Source organism: Pseudomonas graminis, assembly GCF_900111735.1.
GTDB lineage: Bacteria > Pseudomonadota > Gammaproteobacteria > Pseudomonadales > Pseudomonadaceae > Aquipseudomonas > Aquipseudomonas graminis.
The window spans coordinates 15,261-36,169 of record NZ_FOHW01000016.1 but is presented as its reverse complement, the minus strand read 5'-3'; the positions used below and the strand labels follow the sequence as shown (position 1 = coordinate 36,169).

General features: G+C 54.2%; 14 protein-coding genes and 3 pseudogenes. 14 read left to right on the top strand and 3 right to left on the bottom strand.

Annotated features, from left to right (window positions below):
* Window positions 1–284: 284 nt before the first annotated feature.
* From BMY98_RS28120 to BMY98_RS13700, 7 genes and pseudogenes are all read left to right on the top strand, one after another.
* A pseudogene (locus tag BMY98_RS28120) lies at window positions 285–1,445 on the top strand (HAMP domain-containing protein); the annotation flags it as partial.
* Window positions 1,446–2,321 carry a methyl-accepting chemotaxis protein gene (locus tag BMY98_RS28115; protein WP_373605084.1) on the top strand — a complete coding sequence of 292 codons (876 nt, stop codon included), beginning with the start codon at window positions 1,446–1,448 and terminating at the stop codon, window positions 2,319–2,321.
* A 1,712-nt stretch (window positions 2,322–4,033) separates the two neighbouring features.
* Window positions 4,034–4,781: pseudogene (locus BMY98_RS27635) on the top strand (tyrosine-type recombinase/integrase); the annotation flags it as partial.
* Window positions 4,782–4,907: 126 nt separating this feature from the next.
* Entirely contained in the window at window positions 4,908–6,158 is a 1,251-nt protein-coding gene (gene drt3a / locus BMY98_RS13715; protein WP_074890057.1) for an antiviral reverse transcriptase Drt3a, read from the top strand.
* Window positions 6,151–8,109 (top strand): antiviral reverse transcriptase Drt3b, encoded by a 1,959-nt coding sequence (gene drt3b / locus BMY98_RS13710; protein WP_083398787.1) that lies wholly within the window; start codon window positions 6,151–6,153, stop codon window positions 8,107–8,109. Before drt3a ends, drt3b begins: the two co-directional genes overlap by 8 nt.
* Window positions 8,110–8,607: 498 nt before the next feature.
* Window positions 8,608–8,847, top strand: coding sequence for a type II toxin-antitoxin system RelB/DinJ family antitoxin (locus BMY98_RS13705; RefSeq protein WP_074890195.1), 240 nt, complete (start codon window positions 8,608–8,610; stop codon window positions 8,845–8,847).
* Window positions 8,837–9,124, top strand: a complete 288-nt coding sequence (locus tag BMY98_RS13700; RefSeq protein ID WP_074890055.1) for a type II toxin-antitoxin system RelE family toxin — start codon at window positions 8,837–8,839, stop codon at window positions 9,122–9,124. The genes BMY98_RS13705 and BMY98_RS13700 overlap by 11 nt, the downstream gene beginning before the upstream one ends.
* A 134-nt stretch (window positions 9,125–9,258) precedes the next feature.
* Here the strand turns inward: BMY98_RS13700 and BMY98_RS28110 are convergent, their stop codons facing one another.
* Window positions 9,259–9,972, bottom strand: a complete 714-nt coding sequence (locus tag BMY98_RS28110) for a methyl-accepting chemotaxis protein (protein ID WP_425438875.1) — start codon at window positions 9,970–9,972, stop codon at window positions 9,259–9,261.
* 141 nt (window positions 9,973–10,113) lie between these two features.
* A pseudogene (locus BMY98_RS28105) lies at window positions 10,114–11,139 on the bottom strand (methyl-accepting chemotaxis protein); the annotation flags it as partial.
* A 978-nt stretch (window positions 11,140–12,117) separates the two neighbouring features.
* Here BMY98_RS28105 and BMY98_RS13685 point away from each other — a divergent pair.
* From BMY98_RS13685 to BMY98_RS13670, 4 genes are all read left to right on the top strand, one after another.
* Window positions 12,118–12,537, top strand: coding sequence for a DUF2628 domain-containing protein (locus BMY98_RS13685; protein WP_074890051.1), 420 nt, complete (start codon window positions 12,118–12,120; stop codon window positions 12,535–12,537).
* 340 nt (window positions 12,538–12,877) lie between these two features.
* Window positions 12,878–14,572: a molecular chaperone HscC gene (locus tag BMY98_RS13680; RefSeq protein WP_074890048.1), complete on the top strand. Its 1,695-nt coding sequence runs from the start codon at window positions 12,878–12,880 to the stop codon at window positions 14,570–14,572.
* A gap of 20 nt (window positions 14,573–14,592) precedes the next feature.
* A complete protein-coding gene (locus BMY98_RS27300) occupies window positions 14,593–16,392 on the top strand; it encodes a J domain-containing protein (RefSeq protein ID WP_175514168.1) in 1,800 nt (599 codons plus the stop codon).
* Window positions 16,393–16,557: 165 nt separating this feature from the next.
* A complete protein-coding gene (locus BMY98_RS13670; RefSeq protein ID WP_074890044.1) occupies window positions 16,558–17,688 on the top strand; it encodes a mechanosensitive ion channel family protein in 1,131 nt (376 codons plus the stop codon).
* Between the two features lie 51 nt (window positions 17,689–17,739).
* On the opposite strand, the gene BMY98_RS13665 is transcribed toward BMY98_RS13670, so the two are convergent.
* Complete coding sequence (locus BMY98_RS13665; RefSeq protein ID WP_074890042.1) at window positions 17,740–19,227, bottom strand: YdgA family protein; 1,488 nt, start codon at window positions 19,225–19,227, stop codon at window positions 17,740–17,742.
* 215 nt (window positions 19,228–19,442) lie between these two features.
* On the opposite strand from BMY98_RS13665, the gene BMY98_RS13660 reads away from it, so the two are divergent.
* The 3 genes from BMY98_RS13660 (at window position 19,443) to BMY98_RS13650 (ending at window position 20,901) form a co-directional block, all read left to right on the top strand.
* On the top strand, window positions 19,443–20,135 hold the full coding sequence (locus BMY98_RS13660) for an HAD-IA family hydrolase (RefSeq protein WP_074890040.1): 693 nt from the start codon (window positions 19,443–19,445) through the stop codon (window positions 20,133–20,135).
* A 143-nt stretch (window positions 20,136–20,278) separates the two neighbouring features.
* Window positions 20,279–20,602, top strand: a complete 324-nt coding sequence (locus BMY98_RS13655) for a type II toxin-antitoxin system RelE/ParE family toxin (RefSeq protein WP_074890037.1) — start codon at window positions 20,279–20,281, stop codon at window positions 20,600–20,602.
* Window positions 20,599–20,901 carry a helix-turn-helix domain-containing transcriptional regulator gene (locus BMY98_RS13650; RefSeq protein WP_065990926.1) on the top strand — a complete coding sequence of 101 codons (303 nt, stop codon included), beginning with the start codon at window positions 20,599–20,601 and terminating at the stop codon, window positions 20,899–20,901. The genes BMY98_RS13655 and BMY98_RS13650 overlap by 4 nt, the downstream gene beginning before the upstream one ends.
* Window positions 20,902–20,909: the final 8 nt, after the last annotated feature.

Sequence of the window (20,909 nt, the reverse complement as noted above, 5' to 3'; positions counted from 1 at the left end):
GCGCAAGACGGGATGCCCGGACGCACCTCCAACTGGTGCCATTACCGGTCTACTTAGCCTTTATGCTGGTTATCCATGCATTCCTCCCTACAGCTTCGCCCGGTTCAGCCGATAGTTTTCGTACCAAGAGAAGCGCGGCAATTCGATCCTGTAACAAAGGAGAGTAAGCGGCTTTTGAGGAAGATCTCTTGGAATGCTTTCATTACCTCATAACCATAAATGAGAGATGGGCACTTTTTAACGCCTAAGAAAGCACTCACAGACCTTGAGTGATCGAGAACCCGATGAATTTATTAGCGCCTGCCCTGTTCGTTACCAACCGTGTTCGATTCCCCATGAAATTCGCAATTTTGGGATTTATTGTCCTGATTCCTCTGCTCCTGCTAGGCACCCGGGCGATGCTTTCACTGAACACGAGCATCACGGGCATCAAGCATGAACAGGTGGGTCAACAATACTTGTTGGACGTCACCCCTATCCTGCGTCTAACCATGATTCAGAGGGCGCTGACACACGGCATGCTCAGCGGTGACACCAACGCAGTAGCCAATGCAGCACGCAATGCTGAAAAGCTTAACGATGCCTATGCGACTCTTGCTGCGCAGGACGCAAAATTTAGCACCCAACTGGCAACGACAGACCGAGTTCAGACGTTGCGTACCGCTAGTGTGCAGCTGGTTGAACGCGCCAAAGCAGGCGAAGCACCTTTGGTGATCTTTTCCGCGTGGAACGACCAGTTAACCGACCTAATGAATTTCGTTTACTACATTACGGCCACTTCCGGCATGATTTTGGACGAAGATGCAGGTTCGTTGTACCTCATCGATCTAAGCTCTATACGTCTGCCTCGGCAAATAAATCTGGTCGGACAGATTCGCGGTCTGGCCAGCGGTTTTAGCGCTGACCGTCCTCTGGACGACACCACTCGTATTTTTGCCCAGACTTTGTTGAAACAGGAGCTGCTAATGCGTCAAGAGTTGCAGCAGAGCCTTTCCCTGCTTCGCCGAGAAGAGCCGAAATTATATGGTGTAGTTCAGCCGTCTGTAACAACAGCCATTACCGACCTGGAAAATCTGCGTAAAGACCTGGTGGACTACCTTGATCCGAGCAAGCGCTCAAACGTGAATGCCAACACCTTGGGCGAGCGTGGAAACGCCGTCGTTGCTCAGTTTTACAAAGCTCAGGATCAGATGCAGGAATCGCTGCGAATTCGAATTGATGAGCGTCTGAATACACTGAGTAATGAGCGTACTTTCGGCACTGAGCTATTTATCGCCATTGCGATACTGCTGCTCTATGCGTTCGTCGGCATCTACAAGGCCCTGCGGATTGGGGTTGATGAGCTCCTAGCTGTGACGGCACGTATTGCTCAAGGCGATCTGAGCGCGCGCGTCCGAATCAACAGCCACGATGAAATCGGTGATGTAGGCGAGGGACTTAACCGCATGGTAACGGCCTTCTCTGGCTCACTGAGCCAGGTGGAGCGTAGCTCGCATTCAGTCTCAGATGCGGCAAAGCGACTAGAGATCTCCATAGGCCAAGCCAAAGCCTCAATGAACTCACAACAGGCTGAAACCGAGCAGGTTGCTACTGCCATCAACGAAATGACCGCGAGCGTTGCCGACGTGGCCCAGAATACCGAGGGCGCAGCACGTGCCGCTGAATCTGCAAGCAGTGCGTCTAACGACGGCTTGAAAGTTATGATTGAAACAAGTGCCGCTATTGAGACGTTGGCCAACGAAGTGGAGCTCAGTGCAAGCAAAGTCGAAGCGTTAGCGACACACAGCAAAGAAATCGGTGGTGTCATCGAGGTCATCAGTACCATCGCGGATCAGACTAACCTGCTGGCCCTTAACGCGGCCATCGAGGCGGCGCGAGCTGGCGAGCAAGGCCGTGGTTTCGCGGTCGTGGCTGACGAAGTGCGGACTCTGGCCTCGCGCACACAAAACTCCACAGAAGAAATTCGACGGATCATCCAACAGTTGCAAGGCGCTACTGATGCCGCTGTTCAACAGATGAAAGCTGGGCAAACCCGAGCTAGGGAATGCATTCAGGCAGCGAGCCAAGCGTCTGGCAGCCTGAACCAGATCAATGAAGCAGTAGACGGAATTGTGGGCATGAACACTCAGATTGCAAGTGCGGCGGTGCAGCAACATTCGGTCTCAGAGGATATCAATCGCAACGTCATCGGCATTCGAAACAGCAGCTTAATCGTCATGGAAGGCGTAGAGGACAACGCCGTAACGGCTGACGAGCTTTCATTGCTCGCTAATGAACTTCGCAGCGTAGTCGGCAAGTTTAAGTTATCCAGCAACGCTTGAAAGGAATCTCAAACGTTTCAATTGTTGATAGCACGAGAAAGTGCTTTGATCGGGTCTGACTGGGGTGATGATGCCCGGCAGTCCCTGATCGACATTGAGGGCTGAGCTTTATCGTTGCGCAATCTCGTAAAACAATAGAGCCAGCTACGCTAGATGACTTGCCCGGACGGTTACAAATCACAGAATGGGCCACCGCCATAACCTCAAGGAAGCACTTCCAGCACGTTATATTGCGATTTAGAGATTATGACTATCCATCAATAACCATACCCGTGCGAACGCACGATATGGAACGCGTCACTTCTCAGCTGATAACCACAATGGGGTAAACAATCGGGCTTAAACCCGCGATTTTCTATTCCAGTTCAGTAGAGGCTTCGTTCAGCACAAGGATATTCTGTTTAGCCATGCCACATCGGCGCTGTTCCAGGGGCAGATTCTGACATTTAGCTTCAAGCTTTCCAGATGCTGGTGTTCGAACATCCGCCCCCCAGAAGGCTACGGTCACCCTCAGATTCCAAAGCTCGAAACTTTACTGAGTTTCTCAAGAGCCCATCGGTCGAGAATCCCGCAACGGCAGAGGTGAAGGAAATAATTCGCGTACCGTCTTCTACACCAGCGAGACAACTCGTGGTTGGCGGCCAGGCTCTAGGCTTCAAGTGTATGCGCTGTTCCGTTGCCCCCCGCCCTGCGCAGCTGCACAAACGAAAATGTCGGCGATATACGACAAGGTTCAAGGGGTAAGGCACCGTGCGTTTCCTCCCCTCCAAAACCATAAAAGTCAGAAATGACCTCAAAAATACCCAGCAAATGCATTTCAGGCGAACCGTCGAACTAGGCAAGCTTAATCGAGGAAACCCGCGGCAATTATAGGGATTTTGGTGGTACACGACATCTCCCGCCTAACGCTGAGTCTTAGCGGGTTAGTGCATTTGCTTTTCCGTTGCTGGCCAACTCAGACGTCAATTGACGCGTTTGTAGCCTCTGCGTACGATTGGATTACAACCATAACCTCCACGCCTCCGACGGGCTTTGGCCCGAACTGCGCACCAGGGGGTTTCTTTGTGCCTGTAGGATAGTCAGCTGGACGCTCTTAATCTACGTCGTCCAGCAGCCATAAGATAGGTAAAAAGGGCTCCAACCCGCAGCCACGCAGCTATGAATAACAGCTGCGTAACTCCATCGCTTACAGACCTGAATAACCCAGCACTCTCTGTACGAAGACCCTGCATCTCGACCACGCACAGCATTGCTTTGCAGTGAGAAATGAGCGCCTACAAGCTAAGCGTTAAGCTGGTCTCCAGTCGCCCATAAATGTCGGCGATATACGATAACTCACAGCCAGCCATGCCAATCGTAAACCACGCTCAGTACCCATAAATGCCACAAATTTGCCACACTCGCCCAGCTAACTGGGGCGAAAACCCGCTAACCCCAGCTAACACAACCCATTGATTTCCCAGCTAATCCCCGCTAACGTATTGATTCTAAACGTTGACTTTTAGGACTCCGAAGGCAGGGGTCATGGGTTCGAATCCCGTCAGGTGCACCAATATCATCCTGTTTCGATTTGTCTACGGATGTCTTCGAAGCGCTCCACAAAGCCCGCTCACCGCGGGCTTTGTTGTTTCTGATTCTCTACGACTGTCCCCCTTCATACCTGAGCCCCCTGTATCCCCTTGGGAGATTTTAGAACCTAGGGAATAAGACCTCTGAAACGGTCGGAAATCAAACGCAAGCCACTCAACGATGCCGCTTTGTCAAAGCTTGAACCGGAGATCTGCGAGTACCGGGAGCTCGACAGCAAAGGGGTCCATCTGAGAGTCAAACCGGACGGCCAAAAATCTTGGCAACTCCGGTACAAGAACCAAGCGGGTAAATGGAGTTGGCTCGGCCTTGGGGGCTATCCGAATGTGGGTGGCGCCCTAGCACGCAGCAAAGCGTTAGATCTGCGAAAGGAGATCGCTCAAGACGAAGACCCGCTCGCCAACAAATAGGCGCGTCAGGCAGCCGAGCTCGAGGCGGCGACCAATACTTTTGAATGCCTTGCCCGGGAGTGGATCACCATTCGCACGCCGGGTTGCGCAGCCAGCACAACGAAGCGCAACGTAGGTGCTTTAGAACTTCACGTTTTTCCGGTTTTCGGTAGGTGCGTTCACACCGAGAGTACCCCCCAAGCGCTGGATGGATTTCTTCCAGATGCTGAAACGTAAAGGCATTTTCGAATAGATAAGCAGGTTTCGTCGTTCCTGCAAAGAAATCTACGACTTGGCGAGAATTACGGGCCGGGCGATTCATAACCCGGTTGAGGGCTTGAGCAGATTTTTGCAGAGCAGATCGGCAGAAAACTATCCCCACGTCACTGCAAAAGAACTTCCAGATCTGATGAGAGCAATCAGTGCATATCCGCATGCTTCGGACGTGCGCCTTGGCCTTCGCTTGCTCACATTGACCGGCGCGGAAATCCACGCGCTGACACTGTGCGATACCGCTTATTCGGCGTATTGTTCTGAATGACCACGCTGTAACAGGAACGCGACCCTACGCACGTGGGGATTGGTGAGCTCGCTTAGGCTCGGAGGCCAGATGTACGATCAAAGTTTCAACCTTAAGTCAATCGAGCGGACCATCCGCAAGTCCGATTTCTATACACTTCACTTCCTAAAGAATGAAGCTGAAAAAACTAAGGTAGTTAGCGCAGCTCATACTAGGTCAATGGAAGGCTTCAAAGATTTTGCAGCGTTTTCATCCAACAAGGTTCGAGGCAAAACAGTCGTAAGTGTTAAGTCATTTGCAGACGAACTATTAATTAGAAAAATAAATCTCAACATCGTAACCAAAGCAAAGATTCGCCCTTTAGACCGAGACTCAATCGTAGCTAACGTCGCTAACTTGTTAGCAGAGGGAATTCAATACAGGGTGTATCGGCTGGATATAAAAAGTTTCTACGAAACTATTTCTACCAGCCAAGTGACAGCGGCGCTTGACGAGGTGACGTTGCTCTCGCTCGCAACCAAACAGCATGTCCAGCAGATACTGCGCCATTACCACTCGTCGGGTGGTTCCGGGGTGCCTAGAGGACTGTCAATATCCGGGGCACTATCTGAACTGGTACTGAGAAATTTCGACCGTAGGGTGACGTGTGATCCTGAGGTATTTTTTTACTCACGGTATGTTGACGACATCATTATCATCACTAGCGGTGATGAAAACCGGCGCAGGTTCACAAGATGGATCCGTAGTAGCCTGCCCCCAGGCCTGACCCTAAACGAGAAGAAGCAACACATAATTGACCGTGCAAAGGTAATTGTAGAGAAAGGAGCCCCTGTTACATCGAAGGAGGTGTCATTTGAGTTCCTAGGTTATGAGTTCAAAGTAATAGAATCTGGAAATGATGGAAAAAAACCTCGAACTGTAAAACTTGATCTAGCCCCATCAAAAGTAAAAAAAATTAAGACCAGATTGCTTAAGAGCTTACTAAGCTACTCAAAAGATAAAGACTTTGATCTTCTAAGCGACCGCATATTATTTCTCTGCTCTAACTTCAGCGTAATGGATGCAGACAGGGAGCGAAAAAGGTTGGCTGGAATCTATCACAATTATCATAGAGTTTTATCAGGAGGATCGGACGCTTTACGCGATCTAGAGTTGTTCTTCCAAAAGGTGGTGACTTCTGGATATGGGCGTGTGTGTGATCCTTTTTTTACAAGCACAACGGCCAGTCAAAGGCGTGAACTCCTGAGGTGCAGCTTCATTAGAGGCCACTCAACCCCAGTTTATTACCACTTTTCCGAAAAACGCATCTCCACAATTCAGCGGTGCTGGCGATATGTCTAAAAAATTCGCGGTCGAAAAAATCCGCAAAGACAATTTCTTGAGGATTCTCTCTACGGAGACTTTGCCATACGAAACACCAATCATCCACTCCAATGATGGTCTAGTCAAAAATCTAAAGTCCGACAACAATAACGAAATCTACAAATTTATCTGCAGTACTATAATAAAGCCGCAGAAACTGGGGCCTACAACACCTTATAAGTATAAGATTCGAAAATCAACAACTGAGCTACGCACGCTTGCATTGGTACACCCCGCATCCCAAATCAGGTTCATGGATTTTTACGAAAAATATGCGCATCTCATGTGCTATTACTGTAGCTTTAGCAGCTTTTCAATTAGAGCTCCATACAAAATAGCTAGCACGTTTTACTATAAAAATCTGTGGCAAAACATTAGCGAATTTAAACGAGGCGCAGTGACCACCATAAAAAATGACGAGCTCTCAAGGCACAGCAGTTCGTATTTTGCTTACAAGGGTCACGACAGGCTTTTCAAATTTTACAACTCTCGCGATTTTTTGAATATTGAAAAAGATTTCGGAATATTCCTGAGTTTGGATGTTTCGAAGTGCTTTGATAGCATCTACACACACTCAATTGCTTGGGCTACAAAGACTAAGCCACATACAAAAGAAAATCTCAAAATAACGACGACGTTTGGCCAAATATTTGACGGCTTGATGCAGCAGTCCAACCACAATGAGACGAATGGAATAGTCATTGGACCTGAAATCAGTAGAATCTTTGCAGAAATCATATTCCAACGTATAGATTGGACAGTTGAGCACAGACTCTTAGAGATGCCTAACCCAATAATCAACAATAAAAATTATACAATCCGAAGGTATGTTGACGACATTTTCATCTTTGCAAAAAACAAAGCTGACATCAATGTAATCGCAGAAATCTACACAGAAGAACTTGCTAGATTCAACTTGTATGTAAACCGCAATAAAGTAGTTGAATATGCTCGACCTTTCTTCTCAACCAAATCTAGGGTAATCACAGAAAGCAACTCTGCGATAAATGCGTTTAGCGATAACTTCCTAGAATCTAGAGAAAACAATGAACGACTCTCGCCCAAGCAAATTTACAATCCTCAAAAGCTGACCAAAAGCTTCATCGATGACATTAAGACTATCTGCTCAAGCAACGGCGTAGATTACGATCAGGTGTCATCATATATAATTTCAGCCATTACCAACAGGATAAAGAAACTCATAAACATCACAACAAATTCTGGAATTGACCACCCTGCTCATTACAGCAACGCTCTAGATGTCTTGATAGAGGTTCAATTCTTTTTTTATACTACAGCGCCTTCAGTAAGCGCCTCTTACAAGCTTGCAACTTCGATGATTTTGGTTTCACGCTTTACAAAAAAATATTTGCCTATTCATAATCCGACAATCAATCAAAGAATTTTTGAGCTAACCTCACAGCTGCTAACCGGCGACCTTATCTACTATAAATCCACAACACGCAATTTTGTTTATCTCGAAGCCTTGAACATTGTATTAGCCAGCTCCGAGCTAGGCGATGAGTGCCGGCTGCCGTCGGCTATATTAAACGCTTTGCTCAGCGATCACAGTTCGTATTACGACCTGATGAGCTGCCTTTATTACATAAAAAACGAAACCACTTATGCTGATACGAAAATCGTCATCGAGCGGCGACTGGATTATCTCCTAAGAGATCTTAGTCAGATCCCTACAGACGCCGAAAAAGCTTGTATTTTGCTGGATTCTCTTTCATGTCCCTATCTGGATATGCCCCGTAAGAAAAAGTTTGTTCAGAGGCTATACAGAGATTTGGGGCAAAAAGTACCGACAGACGAACAGATAGGCGGTTTTCTTAAAAAAGCATTGACAATGCCGTGGTTTATCAACTGGACGGAAATAGACCTCCTTAACATGCTAGAAAAAAAGGAGTTGAAAGAAGTTTACTAATGCCGCTTAATCATTTCCGGGAGATGGCCAATATGCTCTCTACGGGCTTCGGCACGGTTACTCAGGTATGAGACACGGATCAACAACATGCTAGGTGTCTGCTTGGGAGCCCTTTCCATCGGTTTGGGCACACACTAAGAGATGAGGCCATCTCTCCTCTTTTCACCGCTGCTCCAAGCACCATGTATCCCGGACTGTATCTCTAAAACCCGCCCCCCCTTAATAAAGTATTTATTTTTCAGTGAGTTGATGGATTTATTCGAATCCCGTCAGGTGCACCATTATTGATTCCAGTTCGCGCAATGGGTTCTGGAAATCCGCTACAGACGAAGAAGCCCGCCTTTGAGCGGGCTTTTTTGTACCTGAGCGTTCGTAAAGGTGTCCGACTCAATCCCACGCTAGATCCATCCTCAAAGGTACGCGCTATCCGTCGCATCGCCTTGCCAAGGATGGACGATGCGTCTAACGTAACGACAAATGTCTTTACGGGCTCAACTTATGGCTTCCATCAATGTTCGCGTCGATGACGAACTCAAGGCTCGCGCCTACCGAGAGCTGGAGCGTCTAGGCGTTACTCCGTCCGACCTTATGCGCCAGGCCCTGCAGTACGTGGCCGAGCGTGGTCAACTCCCGTTCCGTCCGGTCCTCCTAACTCAAGAAGACGAAGCGTTGATCTCCGTGGCGCGCGAGCGCCTTGCAGCGCCGCAGCGCGTTAAGGTTTCGCTGGATGAGTTATAGGCTGGAGTTTGATGCTCGTGCGCTGAAGGAATGGCGCAAGCTCGGCGATACAGTCAGGGAGCAATTGAAGAAAAAACTCGCAGCTGTATTGCTGAATCCCTGCGTCGAAGCCAATCGACTTCATACGTTACCTAATTGCTACAAGATCAAAGTCCGTAGCAGCGGGTACCGGCTGGTGTATCAGGTGATCGAGCTTGAAATCGTAGTCTTGGTAGTCGCCGTCGCTAAACGAGAAGGCGAAGCGGCTTATCAAAAAGCCTCCGTACGCACCAGGTAAACGCTCGCTGTGCAGTGCGTTCAAGTGACGCGCTCGAAGGCAGAGGATCGGGCTGCCTGCTCCGAAAGCCCGATGTTCTACAAGCGTTCAGGCGTCTGATCCTCCAGTGACTGGATGATCACCTTCCCAGCCGCTTACACAACAAACTTACTCACCAACCCCTGCAGATGCACACCCAAACGCGCCAGCTCAACGCTGGAGGCGGCAGTCTGTTCACTGGCGGAAGCGGTCTGTTCGGAGATGTCCCTCACACTGAGAACACTGCGATTAATCTCTTCAGCCACGGCACTTTGCTCTTCAGCAGAGGCGGCGATTTGCTGGTTCATTGATTCGATGGTCGAAATTGATCGACTGATGTTGCCGATCGAAGCCCCCGCATCCCGCGCCAGCTCCACACTGTTGTCAGTCAGCAGGCGACTGTTTTCCAGTGTGGCCGCAACCTGAGCGGTTCGGGTGTGCAAACCACCAATCAATGTTGCAATTTCTTCGGTCGACGCCTGGGTGCGCTGCGCCAGGCTTCTCACCTCGTCCGCAACAACCGCAAACCCTCGTCCGGCTTCGCCAGCGCGTGCGGCTTCGATGGCAGCGTTGAGCGCCAGCAAGTTGGTTTGCTCGGCAACGGCCTTGATCACATCAAGCACGCCGCCGATCTTGTTGCTCTCTTGCTTGAGCTCATCCATCGCGGTCTTCGAATAGCCGACTTCTGTCGCGAGTTTTTCAATCTGGAGCACGGCCTTGGCGACAACTGCATCGCCATCGCGGGCCTCTTTGGAGGCGCTGACCGCCGCATCTGACGCCTGCTCTGCGTTTCTCGCCACTTCCTGAACAGTGGCGGCCATTTGGTTCATGGCTGTTGCAACTTGGTCGGTTTCGGTTCGCTGACTGTTGACCCCTGCGCTGGTCTGCTCGGTGACTGCCGACAACTGTTCGGCAGCGCTCGCGATCTGAGTGACGCTGTCACGCAAGCCACCCATCAATTGCCGCAGGTTTGAGGTCATTCTTTGCATGCTGGTTTGCAGCAGACCAAGCTCATCTCGCCTTGTCGTGACTTCGCTGTAGGTCAGATCACCGTTTGCTACCCGATCAGCCAACTGCAGTGCCTCGCGAAGCGGCCCGACGATGACGCGGGTGATGATCCATGCAGCCAATGCGCTGATGATGAGAGCAATGCTCAGCCAGATAATCAGCATCTTGTTGGCTTGACCGACGTCCTCGATACGCAGCGAAACCTGGTTTTGCGCCAACTGATCGGCGGAACTCAGCAGGATTTCGATGTTTTTCGTGATGCCCCCCTGCCCTTTGTCAATCGCGGCCTGGGACTCTGAAAACTGAGCAATGGCAGCCTGGTATTTACTCAGGGAAGCCTGGAGGCCTTTGATGACGTCAGGTTGAAATCCAGCGGCTTGCAGGGATTGGGTATTGTTCATGGCAGCGGCGATTGAAGCGATCGCCAGTTGCTGCGCCTCAGGCTTTAGCGTGAACGTGTACCCACGCACATCAAAGCGCATTTTCTGAAAAAGTGTCAGCGCTTGCCTGATTGCATCTCGCTGCTCGGACGTACCCTCAGGCGAGCTGGCGAAGGCGTCAAGGCGTTGCAGCGCCGCCGCTGCATCGTCGCCGTTGCTGCCAAATACGACTCGACTGGCTTCGCGAGCGTGGGTCGCATTGATGATGTCGTTGTAAAAACCTTTGTAGGCAGTCATCGCGGCGGATGCGGTTTTTACATGGGGAATATTGAGCTCGGAATCCAGTATTTCGCGAAGATACGCCAAATGACCGTCGAGATTGTCGTAGGCTTTAAGCCAAGTGGCAGCATTGGCGTCATCAGAATTCTGGGCGTAGACCAGCCGCGCGATGCGCATGTCCCGCGTCAGCGTGGTGAGCTTCGCGATGTCAGACACGCGCTCGCTTCGCTCGCTGAGTGAGGAGATTCCTGTCCAACCCGTCAGGGCGATAAGGACAGTAAAAATGATCACCAGGGTGAAGCCGAGTACTAGCTTCGACCTGACGGTCATGTTGATTAATATGTTCTTTAGCATGGCGCCCTCTGAGAGTTTTAGGTGTCGACATAGGAGAGGGCCACTCCATGCCATTCCTACAGCTTTAAACTTCGGCCACGCAAAAAGAAACTTTAGTGAAAAATCACTTTTTCCATGCACTATCGACTTAATAACTCATTTTTATCGGCGAAACTATCCAGGATAAAAAGTTCAACATGCCGGTCCTATTTTTTTGGGCGGCCGATGGTCGGGCGCGTTGGCCGGGGACTGGGGATCGATTCGGGCTTTAGGGGCTCGGACGGGTGCCTGGCCCGAGCCAGAAGCGCAAAGGGCGGTTATTCCAAGGCAGGATAGCGCGGGAGAGTTCCCATTGGTGGATGGGACAGATTAAGCCAAACACGAAAGACAGTTACTCTTCTTATTAAGTGAGAGTGCCGGCAATCACATGGCAACTTCGAACTTAAATATCAGTGCATTGAGAGTTGAACCAACCAGCCCTCACATGGGTCGCGTTTAACTGATATCCCTTTCCTACTTGCGAGAGTTACTGCCATTCAGATCCATTGCCTGGCAAGCCGTTAGAACTCAAGACACTCACTTCAGTAAACCGGCGGCTTGAACCAACTTCAGACCCCATTCCACTCGCTCGGGAATGGCTTGGATCATCGGCTCTCGGTCTCCACCCAGCAGCGCTCTAAGCCGACGGGGCGCGAACACCAAAATCGATAAAGTGAAGGGCCGGTGCATCAGGATCCGAGGGTTGGCAGGCCTGAGCGGAGGACAGGCGTCAAATCGTCGAATCTGTAACAAAAACGAGAAAAAATTCCGCTTGTAGGAGCTTTCCTACTATAAAAGGCTGCCAGCGACGTGCCGGGGACTTAAGCGTCAAAATCGTAATCGCCGCAAACCGGGCAGTCAGCAACGCATAACAACAAGCAAGACCCAGGATATCCGGGAAGAAAACACCACCCAAGGACCTCAAGGAAAACCAACATGAACACGACAGATCAAGTACAAAGCCGCGACGTCTACAGCGAGAAATGGCAGCAACGTTTCGCATTTTTTGACGAGCATGGCGGGCCGAACTCCCCAACGTTCAAGCCCGCATGGCTGAAACTGCCTCTCCGGCAGAGGATCAAGATCAACGCGAACATCATCGCGTTTTTCTTCGGCCCGATTTACCTGTTCGTCCTGGGCTTGTGGAAAAAAAACCTGACGCTGATCGGCCTTTTGCTGGCCGTCAGCGTGGTGGCGGAAATCTTCTATTCCGCAACCGGCTTTGCCTACGCCAAACAGTTGGATCTTGCTATCGGCATTGCCATAAACGCCTTCTATGCAAGGACCACGAACTTCGCCTACTACCTCAAGGAAGTTAAAGGCGAACAAGGCTGGAACCCGTTCAAAGGCTGCTAACGCCAAGACGGACCACAGAGCGTCGTCACTTTCATTGCCTCGTTGTGTGAAAGACGAAGCGCTCTGCCATGGTGTTGCGCCGGCAATGCCATGGCCATTCAAAACCCCCGCAGCCAGTCCTGCGGGGAGAGCTACGCCAACATCACAGGTAAAGCGTTCGATCGCTACCTTCGCGACTAACGCAATGCCAGCAGCGCATCCCGACGAACCCCCTCCAACGCAGAAAGCGCAGCACCCCTGACCTAAAGCCGCGCAGCCTTTCGCCGATACTTTTTACCTACAGCGTCATTTTCATTTAATCGGACAGTCACACAGCAGTCCCGCAAGGAGCACGTTCGGCATGATCGTCGGTATAGATCTCGGCACCACCAACAGCCTGGTCGCCGTCTGGCGCGATGGCGGCACGCAATTGGTCAGCAACGCGCTGGGTGAGCTGTTGACGCCCAGCGTCGTCGGGCTGGACGACGACGGACAAGTGTTAGTGGGCAAGGCCGCGCAAGAGCGGCTTCAAACTCATCCGGGCACAACCACGGCGCTGTTCAAGCGGCACATGGGCAGCGCGCATGAAGTGAAGCTCGGCGCGCGCAAATATCGTCCGGAAGAGCTGTCCGCGCTGGTGCTGAAAAGCCTGAAGGCTGACGTCGAGCGGGCGTTCGGCGAGCCGGTGACGGAAGCGGTGATCAGCGTGCCGGCGTATTTCAGCGATGCGCAGCGCAAGGCGACCAAGGTGGCCGGCGAGCTGGCGGGCCTGAAGATCGAGAAGCTCATCAATGAACCGACTGCCGCAGCGCTGGCCTACGGGCTGCATCAAAAAGAAGGCGAGACCTCGTTTCTGGTGTTTGACCTGGGCGGAGGCACCTTCGATGTGTCGATCCTTGAACTGTTCGACGGCGTGATGGAAGTGCGCGCCAGCGCCGGGGATAACTTCCTCGGCGGCGAGGACTTCGACAACGTGCTGCTTGAGCACTTCGTGGCGCTGCACAAACAGGAGGTCGAATTTCCAGCCGCATTGACGGTGAGGCAATCCCTTCGTCGTGAAGCCGAGCGCGTGCGTAAAGCGCTGGGGCAGGAAGCGAGTGTTGATTTCGTGCTGCGTCATGCCGATCGCGAGTGGCGCAAGCCGGTGACCCAAGAGCAACTTGTCGAGCTGTACGCGCCCCTGCTGGACCGTCTGCGCGCGCCGATCGAACGAGCGCTGCGTGACGCGCGCATCCGTGTCGCCGATCTGGATGAAATCCTGCTGGTGGGCGGCACCACGCGCATGCCGCTGATCCGCAAGCTGACCGCCAGCCTGTTCGGGCGCTTCCCTTCCATCACGCTCAACCCTGACGAAGTGGTCGCTCAAGGCGCGGCGATTCAGGCTGCGCTGAAGGCGCGCGACTCGGCGCTGGAAGAAGTGGTGCTGACGGATGTGTGTCCTTACACGCTGGGCATCGAAACCACCCAGCGCATCGGCGAGCATTTCGAGAGCGGCCATTACCTGCCGATTATCGAGCGCAACACGGTCGTGCCGGTAAGCCGGGTCAGGACCGTCAGCACCCTCAGCGATCATCAGCAATTCGTCATTGTGAAGATCTTTCAGGGCGAGAGCCGCAAGGTTAAGGACAACGTGGCCTTGGGCGAACTTGAGATCAAGGTGCCGCGCCGGCCCGCCGGTGAAGTCGACCTGGACGTGCGGTTTACTTACGACAACAACGGCATTCTCGAAGCCGACGTGCGCATTCCGATGACCGGGGAAGCGCACACGCTGGTGATCGAAAACAACCCGGGCGTGCTGACGCCTGCCGAGATTCAAGAGCGCCTCAAAGCGCTCGAGTCGTTGAAGACTCACCCCCGCGAGCAGCAGGTCAACACGCACATGACGGCAAAGCTCGAGCGCCTGTATCAGGAGTACCTGGGTGAAGCGCGCGAGATGGTTGGGGCATGGGCCAGCCAGTTTCAGCACGTGTTGGAAACGCAGGATGAGCGGCAGATCAGCGAGGTGCGCAAGCGGCTGAGCGAGCAGGTCGAACGCTTCGAGCGAGGGGAATGGTAAGCGACATGAACCCTTGGACTTTGCTGGGCCTGAGCGACGATGCCGATGAGCGGACCGTCAAACGTCACTATGCAAAACTGCTGAAGGTCACTCGGCCGGACGAAGACCCGAAGGCCTTTCAGCGGTTACGAGAAGCCTACGAGCGCGCGATTGAGTTGGCGCGAAACCGTGCTGAAGAAGATGATGATGACCACTCGCCTACGGTGACTTTGAGTCGTGCGTCGGAGCTTTCGGCCCAGACCGTGACGTCTGCGCACAATTCCGGTGATCTCGTGCATCCGGCACAGGATGCCGAAGCCTTGGCGCGGCAGGCTGCACGCCTGCTGGTTGAAGGAACCACCGCAGAAAATCTGCCGCATCAGCATCAGCGCGCGGTGGAACAAGGTTGCGATTTGCCCTTCCAGCAACGCTTACTCGATCGGTGCCTGGAAGCAGAGTCGTCCGACTGCGATCTGCTCAAAGCCGCCGTCGACCGGTTGCAATGGCTGACCCCGTGGCAGTCGTTGCGCATCAGCGCAGACCGGGAAATCCAGCTGACACAGCGATTGCTGGACAGCGAAGGCGCGCGGCTCGAACACGCGTTGGCCGAAGGCAAAGAGCGCCAGTTTCTTGCGGGCTTGCAGGAGCTCGCTCAGCAACCCTGGCTGGCCTCTCTGGAACGCCGCGATCAATTGCAGCGCTGGGCGATGTTCTTCCTGCACAACCACAAAGGCTGGACGGCTGCGCTGTTCGACAGGGTATGCGAACTTTTTGCGTGGGATGACCGCAAGGCCGTGTTTCCCGAGCCGGAGTTCATCTGGCGAAATTTGATCGAGCGATGCGAGAAGTACGCCTACATCGAACATTGGCAGCGCCTGCTGGCGGGCGGCAAGACTGACAGCGTTGAAGAGAAGGCCGCGCGGCTGGTGCTCCAGCCGGGGCGCAAGGTTGATCGGCTGCGACTGGCAAGATTCTGCACCGCGGATGTGTGGATCGCCTGCGAGCGGCTGTGCTCGACGATCAACAATCGCTATCCCGAAATGCTAGAGGTTTTCCCCGAAGCGGATCTGCAGGGCTGGAGAACCTTACGGGTTGATCCGATGAACCCGGCTGTCTGGACGTGGATCGGCTGGGTGCTGTTCACGGCTCTCTTCATGATCCCGAACGAGATGATGAAGGGCGAGCTGGACGGGGTAAAGGCGGCGGTGATGTTGCTGATGTATCCGCTTTTCATGACCGGCCTGTGCCGAATCGCCATGCGCGCCTGGCGCCCGGTGTGTCTGGCCATCGAAGAAGCTGATGAATGGATCAGCGACCTGCTGCTTCCGGAGTGGCTGCATTGGCCCGCGTCGCAGGCACTCGTCGTTCGGCACGGGGTACCGCTGGTGTTGATTGGGGCGCTGCTCTACTCCCAAGGGATTGGCGCGTTGCTGTGCTACTCGCTCCTGATGCTGGCGTGGATCTTTCTGTCGCCCTATCGCCACCCGCAGATTTACGCACCAATCCGGGAGGCGGTGAGAGGGTTCCTGCACGTGAACACGCGCAAGATCTTCCTGTCGATCATCGTCATCGCTGCATCTGCGATCTATTTCAGTCTCTACCCGTTGGCACCGAAGCCGGTGCCAACCTCAAACTCCGGACAGACGACCGCGAGAGCACTCCCCGGCCAGCTCGATTGCAGCAGCGAGCAGGCAATGGAACTGATGGATAAGGAGTGCAGGAACGCGGTGCTGCCAGAGCGCTGCGCGAGCTATTCGCGAGAGCAGAAGATCAGCCAGTGCTGGCGGCTTAGGACCCGGTTGCAGCGTGAGCTGGACATTCAGGCGTCGCCGGGCCGTTAGCCCGGACTGGCCAGACCATTCGACTTGTAGTAAACGTGTCGGATGCTCTGGCTCGCTGATTCCAGCCCGTCACGATTTCAGCGGCGGCGGGTTGATCAGGGAACATTGAGCACCGAGGGAGCTCACACCTCTTGCCTTTGAACCGTCCTGTTGGTGACCCCCTCTATGGAACACGTACTCCCGGAAGCCTGGCTGAACGCGCTGCCGTTGCCCTGGCTCAACACCCTCCTGGCTGCGGCCATCGCGATTGGCATCGCACTGTTGGGACGCTGGATCGCGCTGATCTTGCTCCGCCGCGTGGCCAAGTCCTTCGTCTTCGCTCAACAGCTCATTCATCGCGCCGAGCCGCCGACCTTGTGGCTGATCCCGCTGCTGGCCCTGCAAACCGTGTGGACCTCTGCGCCTGATGATCTGATGTTGATCAAGGGTGTTCGGCATCTGAACGGCATGCTGGTGGTGGCCGGGTTCACCTGGCTGGCGCTGAGCTGCGTGAAGGCCATTGGCGAAGCGGTGGCGATCCGCAACCCGCTGGACATCGAAGACAACCTGCAAGCCCGCCGGATTCAGACGCAAGTGCGGGTGCTGGTACGCTGCCTGAATGTGCTGGTTCTGTTGTTCGGCACCGGGCTTATTCTGATGAGCTTCCCGCCAGTGCGTCAGATCGGTACCAGCCTGCTGGCGTCGGCAGGGCTCGCGGGACTGGCCGCCGGTTTCGCCGCCAAGCCGGTACTGGGTAACTTGATCGCCGGCCTGCAAATCGCGATCTCTCAGCCGATTCGCCTGGATGACGTGGTGATCGTCGAGGGCGAGTGGGGTCGGATCGAGGAGATCAGCGGCACGTATGTGGTGCTGAAGATCTGGGATGAACGGCGGATGGTGATTCCGTTGCAGTACTTCATCGAGAAACCCTTTCAGAACTGGACGCGCAGCACGTCGAGCCTGATTGGCTCGGTGTTTCTCTGGGTGGATTACGCGTTGCCGCTGGAGGAGCTGCGCGAGGAAGCGGAACGTATCTGCAAGGAGATTCCGCACCTATGGGATGGCCGCGTCTGCGTGTTGCAGGTCACGGACACCACCGACAAGGCGATGCAGTTGCGGGTGTTGTTGAGCTCTGCTGACTCATCGCGCAGTTGGGATGCGCGGTGCCACATGCGCGAGCGGCTGATCAGTTTCGTTGCCCGGCAATACCCGCAGTGCCTGCCGCAACTGCGCGCGGAGATGTCTTCGCGCACCGTTCAGCCGGAACGCGAAGGCCACGAAGCGCCCACGGAAATCGCGCGCCAGCCGCCAGTCTGAAGACAGGTCAAAGCAAGCTGCCCGGCCACCTCAGCGGTGGCCGGGCAAGACTTATTGACCGCCGCTGAGCATCACAAACTTGCCCATCATCGATGCGGCAAACTGTTGCGCCGGCATCTTCACGCCGTTGAAGTCCACCACGTCATTGGCGTAATGCAGGCTGGACAGGATGTTGTCGCCCTCGACCTTGCCCATTTGCAACATGACTGCCATGCCGCCCACCGACTCTGCTGCTGCCTGCGCCTGTTGCGCGATGGCGGCGGGGTCGGTCAGACCGGCAGACTTGGCGCGCAGTGCGGCCAGATCCTTGATCATCGGCTTGGAGAGCACCAGCTTGGCGTCCAGCTGGGTCAGCAACTGCTTGAGCAATTCCGCGCCCGGCTGATCGAGTGCCGAAGGATTGGCCAAGTCCATCGACAGGCTAAACTGGCTTTCGCCGCTGGCGGTCTTGAGCGAAAGCTTTTCCAGTTCGATGTGCGGCTTGGCGCTCAGCAGCTTGCTGACTTCGGCCTGGACCAGTGCCTGATCAGCCGGGCTCAAATGCGGCGTATAGGTTTCACCCATCGCCGCGGCGGCCTGGGCTTGAGGCTGCACTTTCTCCTGATAGATCTTCATCAGCGCCTGGGTTGAAGCGATGTCGAAATTGCCGAACTTCCAGAGCATCTGCATGGCGCCGATGTCGCTGCCATTGAAACTGATGTTGCCGACGTCGTAGGTCACCTGCGCATTCAGGTTGCCCTCCACCTCCTGCAACAGGCTGGTGTTGACGAAGTCCTTGAACTGAATGGCCGGCTGGCCTGCTGCCTGGAACGTGGCCGAGGCGATTTTCGCGTCGGTGTGGCCCAGGTAGAAACCCGATTTGCCCTTGGTGCCACCGGTGTTGAAGGTGAAATCCTTAAGCGTCAGATGCACCGGGCCTTCTTCGGAGGTGGCGGTGACGTCGACGCTGCCCAGCACACCGTTGGCCTCAAGCTTCTGGCCATCACCCGAGCCAGAGGCATTCACGGTGAAACCGGAAAACTTGAACGCGCCGGTCTGATCGGTGAACTCGAACGGCAGCAACTCCACACGGCCCAATGCGGCACGGTCGTAGCCCATGCTGAAGTGCCCGGTCAGGGGCGGCTGGCCGTTGGTCATGGCAAACCATTTTTCGGAGAAGGCGTTCTTCTCGATCTGCACGTTGCTGGCGGCCATTACCGGCAGCAGTTGCAGCGATTTGACGCGGCTCCACGGCAATGGGCCGTGCTCGATGTTGTCGACAAACAGCAGCTCGACCGGCTTGCCCTCATTGAATTGGGGGTCCTGGATATTCAGCTTGTAGTGGGCAGTGCTGGTGAAGAAGTGGCGGTCCAGGGAAAGGAGCTCAACACTCGCCTTGCCTTCATGCCCGACGAACGCGGCTTGAAGCTGCTGATTGCCTTGCTGGATGGCGTCGTTGAGCGCGCCCTCCAGCCGTTTTCCGGTGTACCAGGCGCCAGCGGTGATGAGGACGCCGGCAACTACAATGACGCCTACGGCGATGTTGACTGATTTTTTCATGTGTCGACTCGAAGATGTCCGTTCTTGAAGAGAGGTCTTGCCTTCCTTGACCCCGGAGGGTTTCGGCGCCACACAGAGCGGCCGTGCAGCACCTTGCGCTGCCGAGAGCCCGGCGAGATTAGCACTTGGCGAGAACGTTTTGCAGCCGTTGCGCCTAGCCACGACGTTCGCCGAGGCGTTAGGCTGGACGCCAATTTGCTAATGGGATCGATGAGATGAACGAAGTGCAAAAGCCCAAGGGTCCGGTCAAGGCGGTAATTTTCGACATGGACGGCCTGCTGCTGGACACCGAAGGCATCTACACCGAAGTGACCGACATCATCGCCAAGTGGCACGGCAAGACGTTCGATTGGGCGGTGAAGCAGCATTCCATTGGCCGCGGCTCCCAGGATTTCGCCGAGTATGTGATCAGCGCGCTTGAGCTGCCGATGTCTCCCGAGGAGTTCTTGAGCGTTCGCCAGCCGATGCTGGACGAGCGCTTCCCTCACGCCGTACCGATGCGTGGCGCCGAGGCACTGGTGCGTCACCTTGCCGAGCACAACATCCCCATCGCGGTGGGCACCAGTTCTTCCCTTCACTACTTCCACGTGAAAACGAGCAATCACCGCGCCTGGTTTGAGCTGTTTAAAGACGTGGTGACGGCGGATCACGCCGAGGTCACGGCGGCCAAGCCTGCGCCGGACATCTTCCTCGCTGCAGCGCGCCACCTGGGCGTGGACCCGAAGGACTGCCTGGTGTTTGAAGACTCGCCATTCGGTGTCACTGCGGCCAAGACCGCTGGTATGTACGCAGTGGCCGTGCCGGACTCGCACATGCCGGTCGAGCAGTACGCCCACGCCGATCTGGTATTGGGTTCGCTGACCGAGTTTCCGCTGGAAGATTGGGGTTTGCCGGGGTTTGGCAACTGATTATCTGCGCATGCGTAGGCGCGCTTGGCCTAGATTCTTGTGGGGGAAAAATCGAGGCCATGCGTTCGCGCTGAAAATTCCTACCGGGCACATCCGTTCAGACGGGCATATTGATCAATTGCATCAACGCTATCGTTCGCCCCATGAATCAGGTCAGACATTACCTCAGCGCAAACGGCGACGATCTTTATCAGCAATGGCTTGATGAGCTCAAAGATCGATCCGCGAAAGCCAGAATCACCACGCGCATCAACCGGGTCGCTGCAGGCGCATTGGGCGACTGCAAGCCTATTGGAAGTGGCGTGTGGGAATTGCGGGTCGATCACGGACCGGGTTATAGGGTTTACTACGCCCAGGCAGGTAAGCAGCTAATCTTGCTGCTTCTGGGAGGCGATAAGCACCACCAGCGATCTGACATTGTTAAAGCCATTGATTGCTGGCACGACTATCAGCGGAGAAGGCCATGACGAGCTCACGTGATCACGACGAAACAGTCATTGCGATGATTCGGGACGACCCCGCATTCGCAGCGGAGTATTTGCGAATTGCATTTGAAGAATTGGACGAAGAAGGCGGCGATGCTGGCTTTCTTGCGGCGTTGAGACATGTTGTTGAAGCTCGAGGCGGCATAGCATTCATAGCAGAGAAAGCCGGAATACCTCATGAGAGCCTTCGTCGAGCGCTATCCCCCAAAGGAAATCCCACGTTGAAAACCATGCGCCAAGTGGTACATGCCACCGGGCTCACGTTCGCGGCAATCGCGTGATATTCACG